This is a genomic window from Edaphobacter sp. (genome assembly GCF_035763405.1).
GTDB lineage: Bacteria > Acidobacteriota > Terriglobia > Terriglobales > Acidobacteriaceae > Edaphobacter.
On sequence record NZ_DASUBE010000131.1, the window covers coordinates 17,281 to 35,764 of the forward strand.

Consider the following 18,484-nt stretch of genomic DNA (forward strand, 5'->3'; position numbering starts at 1 on the left):
ACGCACTTCAACCACCGGCTTTTGCAGTTCTATTCCGCACGCTGAGCGAATCCGAAGGCGAAGGATTCCGCCTTTCGTTCGCTCAAAACCCGCACCTGGAAGCGAAACATTTCTGCCGGATTGCATCTAAATAGATGTATGTGGTTTTCAATGAGAGCTTTGCGGCTGCTGGTGATGGTGCCGTTACTTGCTGGCCTTGCGACCACGGGCTCACGCGCGTGGGCCGATGCTGCACTGCTGATGGAGGAACCCTTCGGCAACTTTGGCAGCTTCAATCCCACCGGTCACGCGGCGGTGTATCTGGATCGTGTATGCGCCGAAACGCCGGTGCGGCTGCGTCTCTGCGCGCCCAATGAAGACGGCGTGGTCATCAGCCGCTATCACAAGGTTGGCGGCTATGACTGGATTGCGATTCCGCTGGTGCCTTACCTTTACGCTGTCGATCACGTCGAAGACATTCCCGCCACGGCAGACCTGGCGCTTGAGACCAGCCTGCGCGACCAGTACCGGCGCGAGCATCTGCTCGACATTGTGCCCAACACAACCACCGCCGAGGCCCACGGCGAACCGCCCCCGGGCGACTGGATCCAGCTTGTGGGCGCCTCGTATGACCGCAAGATCTATGGCTTCCAGATCGAGACCACACGCGAACAAGACGAGCGATTCATCGCACTCTTCAACGACCGCCGCAACGTGGCCGGCTTCAACCTCGTTTACCGCAACTGCGCCGACTTCTCGCGCAACCTGATCAACGTCTACTATCCCCACGCCGTGCGGCGAAACTTTCTGGTCGATCTCGGCATCACGACGCCTAAGCAGGTGGCGCGGTCACTCACAAAATATGCGCATCGCCACCCGGGACTGGATTTTTCAACCTTCATCATCCCTCAGGTGCCGGGCACGATTCCGCGCAGCCATCCGATTCGCGGTGTGGTCGAGTCGGTGGTGAAGTCGAAGAAGTATGTCGTGCCGCTGGCCATTCTGAATCCGCAACTGACGGCAGGACTGGCCATCGCGTATTTCACCGATGGCCGGTTCCGGATACCGAAAGGCACGGAAAAGGTGCTGTTGCCGGACCAGGACGATGACAAGCAACCCACTGCATCGCCGGCCGCCGAATAGCTTCATCCTTGAATTCGGTTGCCGAATGCCAGGCTACCGTGTATCTTGGAAGACAAGATGGTCATCTTCTCCAGCCGATTTTCCTTTACTTTCCGCTACTGGCGCACGGTAGCGGCATCGGCGGAGTAGGTTCATCTGAGAGATTGCTGTAGATTTCAGACGAAATCGATATCCACACGAGCCGCGACCTGACTGGGTTGCGGCTTTTTCGTGCAGGGAACAGGAACGGTGATGCGATGAATGCTATTGCGATGGAGAATGCGGTTGCGGGGCGGTTTGGAGCTTACGGCGGACGGTATGTGCCTGAGACGCTGATGGCGGCGCTTGAGGAACTAGAGGCGGCTTACAACGCTGCTAAGGATGACGCGGCGTTTCAGGCGGAGCTGGACGATCTGCTCAAGAACTATTGCGGACGGCCGACCCCGCTCTACTTCGCCAAGCGGCTGACGGAGCAGTGCGGCGGCGCGAAGATCTGTCTGAAGCGCGAGGACTTGCTGCACACCGGCGCGCACAAGATTAACAACGCGCTCGGCCAGGGGTTGCTGGCGCGGCGCATGGGCAAGCACCGCATCATCGCCGAGACGGGCGCGGGGCAGCACGGCGTCGCCACGGCCACCGTCTGCGCGCTGCTGGGCATGGAGTGCGTCATCTACATGGGCGAGGAGGACATGCGGCGGCAGGAGCTGAATGTCTACCGCATGCGCCTGCTGGGTGCGGAGGTGCGCGGTGTCGGGGCCGGGTCGGCTACGCTGAAGGACGCCATCAACGAGGCGATGCGCGACTGGGTGACGAATGTTCGCACCACCTACTACATCCTCGGCTCGGCGCTTGGTGCGCATCCTTACCCGACGATGGTGCGGGACTTTCATCGCGTCATCAGCCGCGAGGCGAAGCGTCAGATTCTGGAGCAGGAGGGCAAGCTGCCGACGGCGATTGTCGCGTGCGTGGGCGGCGGCTCGAATGCCATTGGCGCGTTCTATGAGTTTCTTGGCGATAAGAATGTGCAGTTGATTGGTGTGGAAGCAGGCGGGCGAGGGCCGAAGCTGGGTGAACATGCGGCGCGGTTTCAGAAGGTCGATGGCGGCGTGCCGGGCGTGCTACAGGGGACATACAGCTATGTGTTGCAGGATGAGAACGGGCAGGTGGCGACGACGCATTCGGTCAGCGCAGGGCTGGATTACGCGAGCGTAGGGCCGGAGCACGCCATGCTGCACGACTCGGGGCGCGCGACGTATGTTTCGTGCTCGGATGACGCTGCGCTGAAGGCCACAGTGACGCTCTCGCGGACGGAAGGCATTCTGCCTGCGCTGGAAAGCGCCCACGCAGTGGCCGAGGCGATCCGGCTGGCTCCTACGATGGCGAAGACGGATGTCCTGATGGTGAATTTGTCAGGGCGCGGCGATAAGGATATGGGGATTCTGGCGCGCGAGCTGAAGATACAGGGATCAGAGAATAGGGATTAGGGGGATGGATGGCGATTGAGTTTAAGACGAGGCCGGGGATTGTTGCATATTTGACGGCGGGTGATCCTGATCTGGCAACGACGCGGGAGATTGCACTGGCGGCAATTGACCATGGTGCGGACGTGATTGAGCTGGGTGTGCCGTTCAGCGATCCGCTTGCAGACGGCCCGGTGATTCAGCGGGCTAGCGAACGGGCCGTGGCTCGTGGGACGCGGCTCGTCGATGTGCTTGCTCTTGCGAAAGAGTTGCGTGCGGCGCGGCCTTCGGCTGGGCTGGTGCTGTTTTCGTATTTGAACCCTGTGGTGCGAATGGGGATGCGGACCTTCACAGAGCGTGCGGCTGAGGCGGGCGCGGATGGCGTTCTGCTGACGGACATGATCGTCGAAGAGGCGAGTGAATATCTGGAGGCGATGCATGCCAACTCGCTCGCTCCTGTCTTTCTTGCTGCTCCGACCAGCCCGGATACGCGGCTGAAGGCGATTGCCGAGGTCTCGCGGGGCTTCGTTTACGCCATCTCGCGCGTGGGCATTACCGGCACGCAGCAGAAGGTGGCGGGTGACGCACCCGAGTTGGTGGCGAGGTTGAAGAAGTTCACGAAGCTGCCGGTTGCCGTGGGTTTTGGCATCTCGAACGCCGAACACGTCCGCGCCGTGGGCGAGTTTGCTGACGCAGCGGTCATCGGCAGCGCGATTGTTGCGCTTATCGAGAAGACTCCGCCCGAGCAGGCTGCGACTGCGGTTGGGCAAATGATCGCGGGGTTGCGGGCATGACGAGCGAGCTTATGGATAACGGGCTGGGCACCGCCGTTTATCATGGTGCGTACAGAAAAATTTCGCAGCGCGCGATGCCGGGGCTGATGTCGTCTGGCGCGCCGCTGCTCGGTGAGGGTAGGCGATGGAGATCTCCGACTGGCGGAAGAAGATTGACGAGCTGGATGAGCAGATTGTGCGGCTCATCAGCCAGCGCGCCGAAGCTGCGCGGGCCATTGGAGAACTTAAGCGCACCGCCGACCTGCCGGTCTACGAGCCGCGCCGCGAGCAGGCGGTCTTCGACCATATTCGTGCCGCGAATCCGGGCCCTCTGGCGGATGCCGAACTGCTGCACGTCTATGAGCGCATCATCGACGTCATGCGGACACTGCAGCGACGAGACTAGGGCCACAGCCTTTAGCTAAAAGCTAGAAGCTGGCGGCTAAAAGGTACTGAACGATTCAGCTACACACAAGAGAGCGACGGAAAACATGATCGTAGCGATGCAAGACCATGCAATGGAAGAACAAATCCAACACGTCATTGAACGGATGGTGGAGCTTGGCTTCAACGTCCACCGTACCACCGGCGCGGTGCAGACGATTCTTGCGGGTGTCGGCACGCCTGCTCACTTTGACGTAACCGAGTTCAAGGTACTGCCTGGCGTGCAGGACGCCTACCGCATCACGTCACCCTACAAACTGGCGGGACGCGGCTTCCGGCCCGAGGGCACGAAGATTACCTTCCCGAACGGCGTGGTGGTCGGCGGCGAAGAGGTTGTGGTTATGGCCGGGCCGTGCTCGGTCGAGTCGCGGGCGCAGATTCTGGACAGTGCGAAGAAGGTGAAGGCCGCAGGTGCGAAGTTCCTGCGTGGAGGCGCGTTCAAGCCGCGCAGTTCGCCCTACAGCTTCCAGGGTATGGGCATCGAGGGCCTGAAGCTACTGCGCGAGGTGGCCGATGAAACGGGCCTGCTGGTGATCACCGAGGTGATGGAGATCTCGCAGATCGAGCCGATGCTCCCTTACATCGACTGCTTCCAGATCGGCGCGCGCAACATGCAGAACTTCAACCTGCTGCGCGAGCTGGGCCACGTGCGGAAGCCCTGTCTGCTGAAGCGTGGCATCGCCGCCACCATCGAAGAGGTGCTGCTGAGCGCCGAGTACATCCTCTCCGGCGGCAACTACGACCTGATGCTCTGCGAGCGCGGCGTACGGACGTTTGAGACCTACACGCGCAACACCATGGACGTCTCCGCCATTCCAGTGCTCAAAAAACTGACGCATCTGCCCGTGCTGGGCGACCCGTCGCACGGCGTCGGCATCCGCGACCTGGTGCCGCCGATGGCACTGGCCGCCGTCGCCGCCGGGGCCGACGGCCTGCTGATGGAGATGCATCCCAACCCGGAGAAGGCCATGAGCGACGGCGCGCAGAGCCTGTATCCTGAACAACTGGAGAAGCTGATGGCGCAGTTGCGTCTGCTGGCGCCGGTGGTTGGCAGAACGATAGCCTAGCATTGGCCAGGAAGGCGACCTGAATCATGATCGAGCGGGTTCTCATTATTGGGACGGGACTGATTGGCGCATCGGTGGGACTTGCCCTGCGCTCATCGGGGTTTGTGGGCCGCATCGACGGCTGGGACCACAGCTCGCTCGAACTGACTGCGGCCGAGCAGATGGGCGCCATCGACGGTCGTGCCGCCAGCCGCGAGACTACGCTCGAAATCGCTCGCGTGGCTGATGTGGTTGTGCTCGCCATGCCGGTGCTCGCCATTAAGGACTGGATGCAGGCGCTCGCACCCATCGTAGGCTCCGGACAACTGGTGACAGACGTTGGCAGCACCAAACTCGAGATCACCGAGCTTGCCACAAAGCTCTTCGGCGGCGAGCACAAGGCCGTCTTTCTGCCCGGGCATCCGATGGCTGGCAAGGAGTCCGGCGGCGCCATGCTGGCCGAGTCCGGACTGTTCGACGGGGCCATGTGGCTCTTCACGCCGGTCGCCGAGCAACCAGCCGCCGTCGAAAAGGAGTGGCGCGGATGGGTAGGTTGCTTCGGTGCGCGCTCGCTCGATATGGACGCAGCGCGGCACGACGAGCTGTGCGCCTGGGTCAGTCACCTGCCGCAGATGCTCTCGACCGCGCTGGCCGCGCTGCTTGAAGACACCTTCGGCGACGCACCGGAGATTGGCGCCATCGGTGCGCGCGCGCTCCGCGAAACCACACGCCTTGGCGCAAGTCCCTATAGCATGTGGCGCGACGTGGCTATGACCAACACGCAGCCCATCGCCGACACACTGCTCGCGCTCGAACAGCGCCTGACTCACCTGCGTGAAAACCTGCGCACCCCGGGCCTGCGCGACGAGTTCGAACTGGCCAACCGCTTCCGGCGCCGACGGTGAGAAATGCCATAAGCTGGAAGAAGAAAAAATGGCTAACCCAGTGAGTTCAACCAAACCCAGCATCACCCTGGCCGACGTCGTCGCCGCGCGCGAGCGTCTGCGCGGCTCAGTCTACTACACCCCCTGCGCACACTCTCAGATGCTCTCCGGCCTGACCGGACAGCAAATTTATCTGAAGCTCGAAAACCTGCAAATGACCGGGGCTTTCAAGGAGCGCGGTGCGCTGAACCGCATCGCCACGCTCACGCCGGAGCAGGCCGCACGCGGCGTGGTGGCGGCCAGTGCAGGCAACCATGCGCAGGGCGTAGCTTACCACGCAACCCGGCGCGGCATCCGCTCGCTCATCGTCATGCCGCTCGCCACACCGTTGGTGAAGGTGACAGCGACGCGTGGATTCGGCGCTGAGGTCGTGCTCCATGGCGCGAACTACGACGAAGCCTGCGAAGAGGCCACGCGCCTGTGCGCCGCAGAAGGCATGACGTTCATCCACCCCTTTGACGACCCGGTCGTCATGGCAGGCCAGGGCACCATCGGGCTCGAGCTGCTGGAACAAGTGCCGGACCTCGAAGCTGTTGCCGTGCCGATTGGCGGCGGCGGCCTGATCGGCGGCATCGCCTGCGCGCTCAAAGAGTCGCGCCCCGGCGTGCGCGTGGTCGGCGTGCAGACCTCGCGCCTACCTTCGATGGCCGCAGCCGTCGCCGAGCACCGCCCCGTCACCGTCGAGCCCGCGACCACCATCGCCGACGGCATCGCCGTGCGCCGCGCGGGAGACATCACCTTTCCCGTCATCGAAAAATATGTCGATGAGATCGTTACCGTCGATGAGGACGAGATCGCCTCAGCCATCCTGGTCCTGCTCGAACGCGAAAAAACACTGGCCGAAGGCGCAGGCGCGACCGCTCTGGCCGCACTGCTTCAGCACAGGACTTCGCTCAAGGGCGCGCGTACCGCGGTCGTCATCGGCGGCGGCAACATCGATGTCACGCTGCTCAGCCGCATCATCGAACGCGGCCTGGTGCAGGACGGACGCATGATCCGGCTGCGCATCCACTTGCTTGACAAGCCCGGCGCGCTCGCCGAACTGACACGCCTGATCGCCAATCACCGGGCTAATATCGTTGATACGCTACACAACCGCGCCTACTACGGCGTGAACCTAGGCGATACGGTCATCGACATCACCATGGAGACGCGCGGACGCGAACAGGTCGAAGAGCTGCTCGCCGCCCTTACTGCCGAAGGCTACAAACACAGCCGCGTGACGTAGAAAATCGGCGACACCTGCGAGTGCAATCAGCTTTCCTCCATGCAAAAAACGGTGAGGCCTAACACCGATTTGTTGGGAATTCGGGGGATTTTGGCCCTCGTTACGAGAAAAACCGGAAAAACCCCAAAAAAACCTGTGGAAACCGAAGAAATGCCATTGACAAAGCGCGCGGAAAGGCTGAAGGTGAATTGCGGTAGGTTCTCCGCACCCGCGTGAACATTGATGAATACGCACCAGAAGAAAGGTGCGGCCCTCACAGTTTTCACGCAGGCCGGGCGAGCGGGCCGCGATTCTATTTCTGTACAACGAAGGAGAAACACATGGCAAAGGGAATGACCAAGACACAGCTTGTACGCCACATGGCGGAGAAGCTCGAAATCACCAACAAGCAGGCCGCCGCCGGCCTCGAACTCCTCGCCGAGACCGCAGTCAAGGAGACCAAGAAGAACGGCGAGTTCACCATCCCCGGCATCGGCAAGCTGGTCAAGGCTGAGCGCAAGGCGCGCCTGGGCCGCAACCCCCAGACCGGCGAGACCATCAAGATCAAGGCCAAGACCGTCGTCAAGTTCCGCGTGGCCAAGGTCGCCAAGGACACCATCGCTCCGCCGAAGAAGTAGATTTGGCCGGAGAGACACGCCCTCCCCAATCGTCGCGCCCAGCGGTGTTTGTAGAGGCGCAAACTCACGGAAGCCCGTCGTGCCCTGCCCAGCAGGCAGATTCACGACGGGCTTTCTGTTTTGAGAAAAGACTACAACCGCCCATAAACAGAATCCGTGATCATTCGCTCAGATCTGTGGTCGATTTAGATCGGTGCAAATCGGTGTCAGGCATCGCGCCGTGGCACAAGCGCACGCACGATCAGCATCACGCCGAGCGAGATGAGTATCCCTTGTTCGAGTATCGAGGCGTTGTACCGGTGGCCCAACCCGATATAGGTAACGGCCACGCCCCACATATAGATCTCGCTGAGGAAGGCCATCGCCCACGCCGGCCTGGCGGACGAAGCGGGCACCCGTGGCGTGAGCGCAGGAAAGAGACGCGGCACGCGAGCACAGTACGCGAGATAAGGCTCACCCAGCTTCTGTGTCAAAAATGCTTCTTCTCCGCCGATCAGCCGCAGTTGAAACAGCACGACCGTCACGATGCAGAAGATCGCCCCGCTGGGCGGCATCAGCAGAGCCAGCGCCACAACGTGGATGACGATGCCCACATAGAGCGGATTACGCAGGTGACGATACGGCCCCGCCGCGACTAGGCCGTCGCCGTGCATCCCAGACGAGTGCACCGTCGCCGGACCCATATACGCTGAAGCCCATGTGCGTAGCGCGGCCGAGACAACTGCGCACACCGCCGCCAAGGCAAGCAGCAGGTTGAACGCACCGCCCACCGTCAGCACGTTCGGCGACAGCTTGAACAAGTGGGCTGCCAGCATACCCCACACATGTGGGTTCGGCCCCAACGAGTCGAGATGCAGCCATCTGTCCCATGGCACAGTAAAACCCAGAACAATCAGGACAACGTGAATGAAGAAGCGAATACGAAACTCAAAGGCGGTAGCTTTCATGCAGAACGCGAGTATCCTGTCGTAGAAGATGGCTCAGGCAAGTTGCGGGGGGCCGTCCTGAGTGTAGCCGAACCGCACGCGCAGCGCCGAGCTCACGTCCGCGTCTGCCCTGACTATTCCGCAGCGCAGCAAAGGAATCGCCACGGAGCCAGTCTTCCGCGTAAGTCGGCAATCAGATGTATCGGTGTTATCGGTGCCAATCGGTGTTAGGTCTTTCACCCATCCAGAGCTACTCCACCTCGCGCTCGCTCCACCGGGAGAAGCTCCAGCTCCGAGACCGCAGACGGCTATCCTGCTCCTGTGCCGCCTGTTGCGGCTGCGCCAGCAGTTCCTCGAAGCGTCTGGCGGTCAGCGGGCGCGCCAGCAGGAAGCCCTGCACCTCGTCGCAGTCCAGCCGCCTCAGTTGCGCCAGTTGCGAGTGCGTCTCCACCCCTTCAGCCACCACGGCCATCTCCAGCGCGTGTGCCATCGAGATAATGGCCGACACCATCGCATAGCCCTCTTCGCCGTGCCGGTCCAGCCCTTCGACAAAGAAGCGGTCAATCTTCAACTGCTTCACCCGGAACTGCTGAAGATACGCCAGGCTTGAATATCCCTTACCGAAGTCGTCGATGGCCACATCGAAGCCCGCACCCTGAAACCGCCGGATGACCTCGGCCGACATCTCCACATCGCGCATGGCCACCGTCTCGGTCATTTCGAACATGATCCAGTCCGGCTCCACGCCCGCCGCGTTGACGATGGCCAGCACGCTGTCCACATAGCCGGGCTGCCGCAACTGCTCGCACGACAGGTTGATCGCCAGCTTGATAGCGGACATCCTCGCCTGCTTCCAGCGCCGCACATACCGGCACACCTCGCCGATCACCCAGTTGCCGATAGGCACAATCTGCCCCGTCCGTTCGGCAATGGGGATGAACTCCAGCGGCGGAATCTCGCCCAGCTTCGGGTGCTGCCACCGGATCAACACCTCGGCCCCCACCATCTGCCGCCGCGCGCCGCTGAACTTCGGCTGAAAGCGCAGCGAGAACTGTTGCTGCTCGATCGCCTCGGTCAGCCCTCGATGAATCGCCAGCGTCCGGGCCAGCGCCTCGCTCATCCCCGCATCGAAGTAACGGTAGGAGTTCCGGCCGTTCTGCTTGGCATCGTACATCGCCATATCAGCGTTCTTCAGCAGGCCCTCAACCGACTCGCCATCCTCCGGATACGCAGCAAGCCCCACCGAGGCCGTCATGCGCAGCGGCGTGCCATTGATGAAGAAGGCCCGCTGCATCCGCTCGAGTATCTGCCGCGCAACCTCTGCCGCCGCCTTGCGGCCGCCCTGCTCTTCCAGCAACACCACAAACTCGTCTCCGCTTAGCCTGGCCACTGTATCGCCCGCGCGCACGCACTCCAGCAGACGCCGCGCCACCTCCTGTAGCAGCTTGTCGCCCGCCGTGTGGCCCAGCGAGTCATTCACCGTCTTAAACTCGTCCAGGTCGATAAACATCAGCACAAAAGTGCGTCCGCCGCTCCGCGCCACGATGATCGCGTTCTCGATGCGTTCGATCAGCGAATTGCGATTGGGCAGCCCAGTCAGCGTGTCCTCGGTTGCCATCGCCAGCAGCCGTTCATTCGCCTCCGCCAGCGATGCGCTCAGGTTGGCTTTCTCCAGCGAGGCATTCAACTGAAACTCCTGCAGGTCGTAGCGCGCGTCCAGCATCGAGTACATCAGCGTCATCGGCAACACCAGCAGCGTCGCGCCGGCCACCGTGAACGCCAGCCAGCTTGTATTCACTCCGTTCGACGCGGCGCAGATTGAGCCCATGGGAAAGTTCGCCGCGGCCATGCCCGTGTAGTGCATTCCCGCAATCGCCAGCCCCATCACAAAGCCAGCCGCGCACCGCTTCAGAAGCACATACTTCTGCTCGCCGTGTCGCAGCGTGAAGGCAATCCACAGTGCCACCCACGAGGCCGCGATGGCAATCGCAATCGAGGCCCAGAACAGCCCCGCCGAGTACACGATCCCCGGATGCATCCTCAGCGCGGCCATGCCCGTATAGTGCATCGCCGCAACTCCCAGACCCATCAGTACGCCGCCAACGGCAAGTCTCGTCCGGCTCATCTCGTTCTGCGTCACCACGTACAACGCAAAGCCCGAGATCACAATCGCAATCAGCATCGAGCAGACCGTAATGAGCGGATCGTAACCAAGCTGGATCGGCATCCGGAACGCCAGCATCCCGATAAAGTGCATCGACCAGATGCCCATGCCCATCGCTACCGCGCCGCCCACCAGCCACAGCAGCCGCTTCCGTGAATCCCGCAGCGAACCGATGCGCGCCGCAAGGTCCAGCGCCGTATACGACGCGAACATGGCGACCAGCAGCGACAGCGCCACGAGGTAGGGATTGTAGGAGCCTTGCATCAGGACACACTCCTCAAATATCCAGTGCAACGTCGCTCGCCCTGACGGCGGGTAATAACTGGATATCACGGATATACCTGGGCCCAGCTACAACTGAAGTACCAGTGCAGGTACCCCCACAGGCGGCGCAGGCAACCCGTTCTCGAAATGGAAAGCCTGCCATCTCAGGTCTATTGTTCCAACTCTCTCCCCGGATCGCCATTTCTCACGTGTTTGGAAGTACATCCTCTACCCCAACGCCGAATGGAAAAGCACCTGTTTCTCATCCGCCTCACTCCATAGTCATCCGTGGTCGAATCGGCGTTTATGGTGCAAATTGGCCTTATGCGTTTTGCTGGGCTGGCTTCAACCTCGGGCCTGCTCCCTGTACCCTGTAACTATGTTCACTGGCATCATCGAAGCCACCGGGACCATCCTGGCCGTCACTCCTACCGCGGGCGCAACGCGCATCACCATTGCCTCACCTACGCTGACCTCGCGGCTTGCCACCGGCGACAGCGTCGCCGTCAGCGGCGTGTGCCTGACGGCGCTCTCGATCGAGCCCAACGCCTTCCCTCCGCGCTTCTCGGCCGACCTCGCCGCCGAGACCATCGCCCGCACCACACTCTCCGGTCTACAACCCGGAACAATCGTCAATCTGGAGCTGCCTACCCCTGCCGGCACGCCACTCGGAGGCCACGTCGTGCAGGGGCACGTTGATGGCACCGGCACCCTCGTCGCCCTCGACCCCGTCACCCCTGCCGCGCCCGAGGCCACCGACTGGCGCCTGCGCCTCACCATCCCCAACGCGCTCACCCGCTACGTCGTCGAGAAAGGCTCCATCACCATCGAAGGCATCAGCCTCACTGTGGCCGCCATCACGGGCAACCAGGTCGAAGTCGCCATCATCCCCCATACCTACGCGGCCACCAGCCTGCGCACGCTCACCCCTGGCTCGCCGCTCAACATCGAAGTCGATGTTCTCGGCAAGTACGCTGAGAGTATCCAGCACCGAGACGCCTTCATCCTCACCGAGCAGTACCTCATCGCCAATGGCTACTGACCCGGGCTCCTGCGTGAGGCGTCACCGCCGTGCAAGCCCGGGGTCAGCAACTCGACGCTCCGTGCGTTGCCTGCGCGTGCCGCATCAATAATTCCTGAGACAGTCTCGAATTCCAGAGTGCCTTCGCCCTCGATCAGCACGGTCCCGGAAGACCGGTGCGCCAGCAACTTCGCCACTCGCTCGCGCAGCGCGCTTCGGGCAATGCTCTCACCATCCACCCAGTACGAGACGCCGTCCACACCCTGCGCCACGCGGACCATGACCGGCTGCGACACCGCGAGATTGACACTGGCCTTCGGCAACGGCAGGACCGTCTCCAGGCCATGCGGCACAGCCGGCACGATCGCCATGAAGATGATCAGCAGCACTAGAAGTACATCGATTAAAGGGGTTACGTTGATTTCACCAGAGAGGTTGTTTCCGCATGCACCGTTCGTCGAGAATGCCATCGCCATCGTCTCCCAATCGAGAATTGGGTAAGCGAGCACTCGATCCACTACGGTACTGACCCGAAAATACTTGAGGGCAGCGGGCACATGGCCGCGCTGCCCCAGCGAGAGTGTTACCGGGTCTTACTGTCCTGCTTCCACGCGAGGCGTGATGATGCCGATGTTATCGACACCCGCTGCGTGGCCAAAGTCGATGACCTCAGCGACCTTGTCAAAGTCCAGGTCTTTGTCGCCCTTGACGAACATCACCTTTTCGACCCGGGTTGCGAAGATCTCCTGCAGCTTGGGCTCGATGTCCGACTTATTGAACGCCTGTTCGTTGATCTTGTAGGAGGGCTGGGCCGTCGGGCCGTTTGAGAGCACCTGAACCACAATCGTACGGTCGTTTTGCTGGTCCTGCGTCTTGTTCTTGGGCGGTTGGGGAACCAGCGTCTCAAGGCCATGCGGCGTTACGGGCACAATCACCATGAAGATAATCAACAACACCAGAAGGATGTCGATCATCGGTGTGATGTTGATGTCCGACATCGCTCCGCCGCTATTTCCCGAAGTCATTCCCATTGCAATTCTCCTTAGACCCTTCCGGTTCTCAACCCTTGAAACTAGTCGTCCCGCAAAGTGCCTACTGCTGCGGCTTCGCCAGATTCAGGGCTTCGTTGTCCTGCTTCTCGGTGAGCAGGCCGAGCTGGCTGACGCCTGCCGAGCGGATGCCATCGATCGCATCCATCACCTTACCGTAGTTTGCCCGCTCATCTGCACGCATGTAGACCTCTTTGTCGGTCTTATTTTCCAACTTGGCGGCGATCTTCGAACCCAGGTCGTCGATCGTCATCTGATCGGAGCCGAGGAATGTCCGTCCGTCCCGCGTTACGGCCACAATCACCGCGTCTTCCTTGTTGGCATTGTCCATCACCGTCGCGGCGTCTGCCGTCGGCAGGTTCACATTGACCTTATTGTTCAACATGGGGGTGATGACCATGAAGATGATCAGCAACACCAGCATCACGTCCACCATCGGCGTCACGTTGATGTTGGAGTTGACCTTCCTGCCTTCATCCCGCTTTACGATACCCATACTGATCGGCTCCGTCCGGGTCTGCCCCGGGTCTTTGTGCTCTGTTCCGCTGCGGCGCTCTGCCCTCCGGATGCCGGTTCGCTTGCCGGCATCCGAAGGACCATCAGAGCAGTGGTTCTCGCAGGTTGTGACTTACCCTTGGAGGTAATACACGCTTACTTGTGGCTCTGCTTGATGAAGTAGTCCACCAGCTCGCTGGAGCTGTTGTCCATCTCCACGTCGAAGGCTTCCACCTTACCGGTGAAGTAGTTGAAGGTCATCACGGCGGGGATGGCGACCAGCAGGCCGAACGCAGTCGTCACCAGGGCTTCCGAAATACCGCCCGCGACCGCGCCGATACCCGAGGTCTTCTGGGTGGCAATCTGTTGGAAGGCGTTCAAGATACCGACGACCGTTCCGAACAGACCGATAAACGGCGCCGTCGAACCGATGGTGGCCAAGCCGCCTAGGCCGCGCTTCAGCTTGGCGTGAACGATGGCCTCGGAACGCTCAAGCGCGCGCTGCGAGCTTTCAATCTGCTCCTCGGTGATGTTGCCACCCGAGCCGAAGCTGCGAAACTCCTGCAGACCGGCGGTGACGACTTCGGCGAGGTGCGACTTCTTCGAGCGGTCGGCAACTTTGATCGCCTCGTCCAGACGACCGTCCTTCAGCGCGCCTGCAACCTTGGGCGCGAACTCGCGCGACTGCTTGCGGGCTGCCGAGAAATACAGGGCCCGGTCGATGATGACGGCCAACGACCAGATCGACATGATGAAGAGCAGAATGACGACCGCGCGGGCCAGATTGCCCATGTTGGCCCACAGACCCATCGGGCTGAAGCTGACCTGGGCCTCATCGAAGAACATAGCAATCGACGAGTGGACGTGAGCGAAGTTTGAGAGATGAGCGAGAATCACTTGGATATTTCCTCCTGGTAGAACTCTAACTTTCTAAAATCTGACCGTGTATCCCCCAAAAGTTCGCAGCCGGGGGACCCACTGCCTAAGACGTTTTTGCGCAGATTCGGTTTAGCCGCCGAAGTTGAAGTTGACCGTAATGGTCGTCTCGACCTCTGTCGGCGAACCATTCAGAATATAGGGCTTGTAGCGCCAGGTTCTTACGGCCTCAGTCGCGGCGCTGCGCAACATCTCAGGCCCGCTGATGACCTGCAGGTCCTGAATCGTGCCGGCCTTCGAGATGATTGCGTGCAGAACCACCGCGCCCGAAACGTGGGCCGCCCTTGCAATCGGCGGATAGGTCGGGGTGATGCCGCCAATCTTCATTCCGGCGATCACGCCGCTTGAAACCCTTTGCGGGCCTTTCGGCGGCTCAACCTTAACAACCGGAGTCGGAGCTGTGCCAATACCGCCCATCACGCCGCCCGGAACGCCCGAACCACTGCCCATGCCACTCATACCGGCCACTCCGGCCATCTGTGGAGGCGGCGGCGCCGAGTCCTTCAGCATCTTGATGTCTTTGGGGATCTTCGTCGGGGCGTGGAGACCCTGATCAATCTCCGACACCATCTTGATCGGCTTCAACACCTGCGCCGGAGGCGGTGGGGGTGGCGGAGGTGGGGGCGGAGGCGGGGCCGTCAGCATGGCCGTCATCGCCGTCTTCGGCAGCGCATCGGGATATAGCAGCGGAATCAGGATCATGATCGCCAGAATCAAGGCGTTGAACCCAAAGGTCGCAATCATCCAGTACTTGGACTTGGTCTTAATCTTCCCGCCGGACTCCATCAACGAATCTTCAAACATATGCAGCCTCTTTAAGAGCTATTTTTTCTTAGACACCGCGCCACTTCGATTTGTTCCCGGCTAAAACTCCTTCGGCCTGCCTTATGCTCTTGTGCCGGCCTTCTTCTTTGCCGCGGGGAGTGCAGCCGTCTTGCCCCGCTTGGCCCGCCACTCCTGGTACGCCACCAACATCGGCGCGGCCACGGCAATCGATGAGTAGGTGCCGATCAAAATGCCGATGACCAGCGCAAACGAAAACCCGTGCAGCACCTCGCCGCCGAACAGATACAGCGACATGACCGTCAAAAACGTCAGGCCCGACGAGATCACCGTCCGGCTCAACGTCTGATTGATGCTGCGATTGACCAGATCGTGCAACGGCTCTCTCCGCGAAACCCCGAGGTTTTCGCGGATACGGTCGAAGACGACAATCGTGTCGTTCATCGAGTAACCAATCAGCGTGAGGATGGCAGCGATTACAGTAAGCGTGATGTCCTTGTTCGTCAAGCTGAACGCGCCGATGGTAATCAGCGTGTCGTGGAAGACGGCCACCACCGCCGCCACGCCGTAGATCAGTTCGAAGCGGAACCACAGGTACACGAGCATCCCGATGAGCGAGTAGAGCGTCGCCCATTCCGCCTGATGCTGCAACTGCTTACCGGCGGTCGGGCCGACGATTTCGACCTGCTCCACATTGAAGGCAGAGTCGTGATAGTTCTCCGCCAGCGCGCTCTCGACCCGCTCGCGCCCCACGTCGTGCGCCGTGTCGCTGGCCGACGAGATGGGCAGCGCGATGATGACCTTGTTGGCCGCCTTGCCGCTGGGGTCGCTGATGCGCTGGATCGTCGCCTGATGCACCCCGGCCATGTCCATCGCGTGGCGGATGTGGTCTTCGTTCGGCATCTGGGTAAACGCCACGCGGATCTGCGTGCCGCCCTTGAAGTCCACTCCCAGCGGAATATGGTGCCAGAAGAAGATGCTCAGTAGGCCAGCCACGGAAAAGATCAGCGAAAAGCCGAGGAAGTACCACTTCTTGCCCAGCCAGTCGATTTTTGTGTCACGAAAAAATTCCACGCTCTTAAACCCTCCGCGGAAACCCTTTCAGGTTCCGCGATCTCTCAAAAATCCAACTAGATCGACAACTCCGCGCCGCGCGGTTTATTCGCCAGATGCGCATCGAAGATCACGCGCGACACAAAGACTGCCGTAAACAGGTTCGCCAGCAGACCAAACACCAGCGTCACCGCAAATCCCTTGACCGGCCCTGAGCCGAACAGGAACAGAATCGCCGCCGAGACAATCGTCGTCACGTGGGTGTCGAAGATGGTCGTCCAGGCATGGGCAAAGCCCTGCTGCACGGCAATCGCAGCGGTCTTGCCCGCGCGCAACTCTTCCCGGATGCGCTCAAACACCAGCACATTCGAGTCCACGCCCATACCGATCGTCAGGATGACGCCCGCGATGCCCGGCAGCGTTAGCACTGAGCCCGAGAATCCCATAAAGCCCAGCAGGATCACCAGGTTCAGGAACAGCGCCACGTCTGCGTTGATGCCCGCGCCCTTGTAATAAATGAGCATGAAGATCATGACGGCGAGCATTCCGCCCACAGCCGCCACGACGCCCGAGTGGATCGACGCCGCGCCTAGGCTCGGTCCCACGGTCCGGGTCTCAAGATAGGAGATCGACGCAGGCAGCGCGCCGGTGCGCAGCATGAGTGAGAGGTCCTGCGCCTGCTGCTGTGTGAATCCGCCCGTAATCTCGCCGTTATCGCGGATGGCCGAGTCAATCGCCGCCACCTCGCGCACCTTGTTGTCGAGCAGGATCGCCATCGAGCCGGGGCTCGAGCTGGTCTTGCTGTGCGCCGACGTGTACTTGTAGAAGCGGTCGCCCGCGTCCGTCGTCAGCGTGAAGTTGATGTTCGGCCTGCCGTTCTGGTCGGTCGAAGGCCGTGCGTCGCGGAAGTCCGTTCCCTCGACCACACTTGCCCGCTTAAGCAGCCAGAATTGATCGGGTGCGCCCTCGGTTCCCTGTCCCGAAACGAGCATCGAGTCCAGCGGCACGCCGCCCGGATTGGCCGCCAGCGCATCCTGCTGGCTGTTGTACGGCCCGCCCGTCACCTCGTGAATCGAGAGCTTGGCCGTCGATTGGATCACGTCTTCAACGCGGCCCGGATCGCTCAACCCAGGCAGCTCGACCAGAATCTCATTGGCCCCGAGGCCATATTTCTGGATCTCCGGCTCCGTCACACCCAGCTTGTCGATTCTGGCGCGGATCGTCTCGATCGACGTATCCAGCGTGCGCGCTTCAAGGTCGCGGATCGCCGCCGGCCGCATCGTCAGAGTCGTATTCCCGTCGGGGTTCATCGCCATGTCATAGCTGGCGTAGTCGTTCCCGTTCATAATCGAGCGCGCCGCGCCCATCTTGTCCTGCGGCACGCCGGTCACGGTAATCGTCTCCGGGTGCGCCGGGTCGGTCTTCCCCACCGTCACACCGGTAATTCCGGCCTTTTGAAAGTCCGACTCGAGCTGCGCGGCAGCGCGGTCGGTCTCGGAGCCCACGGCCTCGGCCACGTGCACCTGAAGCACCAGGTGAACGCCGCCCTTCAGGTCGAGCCCCAGGCTGATCTGCCGCTGGATCGACGCCTTCAGCCCGCCGTGGGGGATCCCCACAATGCCGAAACAGAAGACCAACAGCACGCCTATGATGAATAGTGTCTTACCGGCTATATTTTTGTTGCCCATACTCTTGATTGAAGCCCCTTCTTAACTTGCCGCCGCGTCGTCGGTCGTCACGGCCGCAATCGCGCTCTTCACAAACTCCAGCTTCAGACCATCCGGCTGCACGCGCAGAATCACCGCGTCGTCCTTGACCGTCAGAATAGTGCCCCGGATGCCGCCATTGGTCGTCACGCGGTCGCCCGACTTCAGTTGGCTCAGCATCTGCTGCCACTTTTTCTGCTTCTTCTGATTCGGCAGAATCATCAAAGCGAACAGGGCCACAAAGAACAGGATCGGCAGCGCCATGCTGCCCAGACCCAGTCCGCCCGCCGCACCTGCAAACCACATCGCCAGCATCAAATCAAAACTCCCCGGGAGACTTTCCCTTTACTGTTTGAAACCGCAATCCACCACGCGCCAACGCTCGTGCGCGCACAAAGCGGCGCAACTCCGGGAAGCAGGTCAGAAAGGGTGCCTAGCCCCTAAGCATCGCGTAACCGCTGTAGCACTGTCAAG

At 61.2% G+C, this 18,484-nt stretch carries 19 protein-coding genes; 9 read left to right on the plus strand and 10 right to left on the minus strand.

All coding sequences use genetic code 11. The features are described from left to right. The first annotated feature begins 150 nt into the window (after positions 1-150). The 8 genes from VFU66_RS12885 to VFU66_RS12920 all read left to right on the plus strand — a co-directional run bounded on the left by VFU66_RS12885 (position 151) and on the right by VFU66_RS12920 (position 7,613). Complete coding sequence (locus VFU66_RS12885) at positions 151-1,122, plus strand: hypothetical protein (protein ID WP_326446667.1); 972 nt, start codon at positions 151-153, stop codon at positions 1,120-1,122. A 236-nt stretch (positions 1,123-1,358) separates the two neighbouring features. Further along, on the plus strand, positions 1,359-2,585 hold the full coding sequence (trpB, locus tag VFU66_RS12890) for a tryptophan synthase subunit beta (RefSeq protein WP_326446668.1): 1,227 nt from the start codon (positions 1,359-1,361) through the stop codon (positions 2,583-2,585). Between the two features lie 8 nt (positions 2,586-2,593). Then, a complete protein-coding gene (trpA, locus tag VFU66_RS12895) occupies positions 2,594-3,355 on the plus strand; it encodes a tryptophan synthase subunit alpha (RefSeq protein WP_326446669.1) in 762 nt (253 codons plus the stop codon). A gap of 124 nt (positions 3,356-3,479) precedes the next feature. Next, a complete protein-coding gene (locus VFU66_RS12900; RefSeq protein WP_326446670.1) occupies positions 3,480-3,740 on the plus strand; it encodes a chorismate mutase in 261 nt (86 codons plus the stop codon). A gap of 85 nt (positions 3,741-3,825) precedes the next feature. Then, positions 3,826-4,845 (plus strand): 3-deoxy-7-phosphoheptulonate synthase, encoded by a 1,020-nt coding sequence (aroF, locus tag VFU66_RS12905; RefSeq protein WP_326446671.1) that lies wholly within the window; start codon positions 3,826-3,828, stop codon positions 4,843-4,845. A 26-nt stretch (positions 4,846-4,871) separates the two neighbouring features. After that, positions 4,872-5,729, plus strand: coding sequence for a prephenate dehydrogenase (locus VFU66_RS12910; protein WP_326446672.1), 858 nt, complete (start codon positions 4,872-4,874; stop codon positions 5,727-5,729). A 28-nt stretch (positions 5,730-5,757) separates the two neighbouring features. Then, on the plus strand, positions 5,758-6,996 hold the full coding sequence (locus tag VFU66_RS12915) for a threonine ammonia-lyase (protein WP_326446673.1): 1,239 nt from the start codon (positions 5,758-5,760) through the stop codon (positions 6,994-6,996). Positions 6,997-7,316: 320 nt separating this feature from the next. After that, complete coding sequence (locus VFU66_RS12920) at positions 7,317-7,613, plus strand: HU family DNA-binding protein (RefSeq protein WP_326446674.1); 297 nt, start codon at positions 7,317-7,319, stop codon at positions 7,611-7,613. A 206-nt stretch (positions 7,614-7,819) separates the two neighbouring features. On the opposite strand, the gene VFU66_RS12925 is transcribed toward VFU66_RS12920, so the two are convergent. Together VFU66_RS12925 and VFU66_RS12930 are read right to left on the minus strand one after the other, a co-directional pair. Continuing rightward, a complete protein-coding gene (locus VFU66_RS12925; RefSeq protein WP_326446675.1) occupies positions 7,820-8,560 on the minus strand; it encodes a methyltransferase family protein in 741 nt (246 codons plus the stop codon). Positions 8,561-8,789: 229 nt separating this feature from the next. After that, positions 8,790-10,967: a putative bifunctional diguanylate cyclase/phosphodiesterase gene (locus tag VFU66_RS12930; RefSeq protein WP_326446676.1), complete on the minus strand. Its 2,178-nt coding sequence runs from the start codon at positions 10,965-10,967 to the stop codon at positions 8,790-8,792. Between the two features lie 379 nt (positions 10,968-11,346). On the opposite strand from VFU66_RS12930, the gene VFU66_RS12935 reads away from it, so the two are divergent. Beyond that, positions 11,347-12,009 carry a riboflavin synthase gene (locus VFU66_RS12935; protein WP_326446677.1) on the plus strand — a complete coding sequence of 221 codons (663 nt, stop codon included), beginning with the start codon at positions 11,347-11,349 and terminating at the stop codon, positions 12,007-12,009. Here VFU66_RS12935 and VFU66_RS12940 read toward each other — a convergent pair. From VFU66_RS12940 to yajC, 8 genes are all read right to left on the minus strand, one after another. After that, positions 12,003-12,458, minus strand: a complete 456-nt coding sequence (locus VFU66_RS12940) for an ExbD/TolR family protein (RefSeq protein ID WP_326446678.1) — start codon at positions 12,456-12,458, stop codon at positions 12,003-12,005. The two genes, VFU66_RS12935 and VFU66_RS12940, sit on opposite strands and share 7 nt — an antisense overlap. 123 nt (positions 12,459-12,581) lie before the next feature. Beyond that, a complete protein-coding gene (locus tag VFU66_RS12945; RefSeq protein WP_326446679.1) occupies positions 12,582-13,019 on the minus strand; it encodes an ExbD/TolR family protein in 438 nt (145 codons plus the stop codon). 61 nt (positions 13,020-13,080) lie between these two features. Further along, entirely contained in the window at positions 13,081-13,533 is a 453-nt protein-coding gene (locus tag VFU66_RS12950; protein ID WP_326446680.1) for an ExbD/TolR family protein, read from the minus strand. 155 nt (positions 13,534-13,688) lie between these two features. Continuing rightward, positions 13,689-14,429: a MotA/TolQ/ExbB proton channel family protein gene (locus VFU66_RS12955; protein WP_326446681.1), complete on the minus strand. Its 741-nt coding sequence runs from the start codon at positions 14,427-14,429 to the stop codon at positions 13,689-13,691. A gap of 111 nt (positions 14,430-14,540) precedes the next feature. Further along, positions 14,541-15,272 carry an energy transducer TonB gene (locus tag VFU66_RS12960; protein ID WP_326446682.1) on the minus strand — a complete coding sequence of 244 codons (732 nt, stop codon included), beginning with the start codon at positions 15,270-15,272 and terminating at the stop codon, positions 14,541-14,543. A gap of 81 nt (positions 15,273-15,353) precedes the next feature. After that, a complete protein-coding gene (secF, locus tag VFU66_RS12965; RefSeq protein WP_326446683.1) occupies positions 15,354-16,325 on the minus strand; it encodes a protein translocase subunit SecF in 972 nt (323 codons plus the stop codon). A 56-nt stretch (positions 16,326-16,381) separates the two neighbouring features. Next, the gene (gene secD / locus VFU66_RS12970; RefSeq protein ID WP_326446684.1) at positions 16,382-17,992 is read right to left on the minus strand and encodes a protein translocase subunit SecD; all 1,611 of its coding nucleotides are present in this window, start codon (positions 17,990-17,992) and stop codon (positions 16,382-16,384) included. Positions 17,993-18,013: 21 nt separating this feature from the next. Continuing rightward, positions 18,014-18,325, minus strand: coding sequence for a preprotein translocase subunit YajC (gene yajC, locus VFU66_RS12975; RefSeq protein WP_326446687.1), 312 nt, complete (start codon positions 18,323-18,325; stop codon positions 18,014-18,016). Between the last annotated feature and the right edge of the window lie 159 nt (positions 18,326-18,484).

Bases quoted from the DNA above. Each gene is read 5' to 3' on its own strand.
- VFU66_RS12885 (WP_326446667.1), top strand. From the start codon at position 151: ATGAGAGCTTTGCGGCTGCTGGTGATGGTGCCGTTACTTGCTGGCCTT.
- trpB (WP_326446668.1), top strand. From the start codon at position 1,359: ATGAATGCTATTGCGATGGAGAATGCGGTTGCGGGGCGGTTTGGAGCT.
- trpA (WP_326446669.1), top strand. From the start codon at position 2,594: ATGGCGATTGAGTTTAAGACGAGGCCGGGGATTGTTGCATATTTGACG.
- VFU66_RS12900 (WP_326446670.1), top strand. From the start codon at position 3,480: ATGGAGATCTCCGACTGGCGGAAGAAGATTGACGAGCTGGATGAGCAG.
- aroF (WP_326446671.1), top strand. From the start codon at position 3,826: ATGATCGTAGCGATGCAAGACCATGCAATGGAAGAACAAATCCAACAC.
- VFU66_RS12910 (WP_326446672.1), top strand. From the start codon at position 4,872: ATGATCGAGCGGGTTCTCATTATTGGGACGGGACTGATTGGCGCATCG.
- VFU66_RS12915 (WP_326446673.1), top strand. From the start codon at position 5,758: ATGGCTAACCCAGTGAGTTCAACCAAACCCAGCATCACCCTGGCCGAC.
- VFU66_RS12920 (WP_326446674.1), top strand. From the start codon at position 7,317: ATGGCAAAGGGAATGACCAAGACACAGCTTGTACGCCACATGGCGGAG.
- VFU66_RS12925 (WP_326446675.1), bottom strand. From the start codon at position 8,560: ATGAAAGCTACCGCCTTTGAGTTTCGTATTCGCTTCTTCATTCACGTT.
- VFU66_RS12930 (WP_326446676.1), bottom strand. From the start codon at position 10,967: ATGCAAGGCTCCTACAATCCCTACCTCGTGGCGCTGTCGCTGCTGGTC.
- VFU66_RS12935 (WP_326446677.1), top strand. From the start codon at position 11,347: ATGTTCACTGGCATCATCGAAGCCACCGGGACCATCCTGGCCGTCACT.
- VFU66_RS12940 (WP_326446678.1), bottom strand. From the start codon at position 12,458: ATGGCATTCTCGACGAACGGTGCATGCGGAAACAACCTCTCTGGTGAA.
- VFU66_RS12945 (WP_326446679.1), bottom strand. From the start codon at position 13,019: ATGGGAATGACTTCGGGAAATAGCGGCGGAGCGATGTCGGACATCAAC.
- VFU66_RS12950 (WP_326446680.1), bottom strand. From the start codon at position 13,533: ATGGGTATCGTAAAGCGGGATGAAGGCAGGAAGGTCAACTCCAACATC.
- VFU66_RS12960 (WP_326446682.1), bottom strand. From the start codon at position 15,272: ATGTTTGAAGATTCGTTGATGGAGTCCGGCGGGAAGATTAAGACCAAG.
- secD (WP_326446684.1), bottom strand. From the start codon at position 17,992: ATGGGCAACAAAAATATAGCCGGTAAGACACTATTCATCATAGGCGTG.
- yajC (WP_326446687.1), bottom strand. From the start codon at position 18,325: ATGCTGGCGATGTGGTTTGCAGGTGCGGCGGGCGGACTGGGTCTGGGC.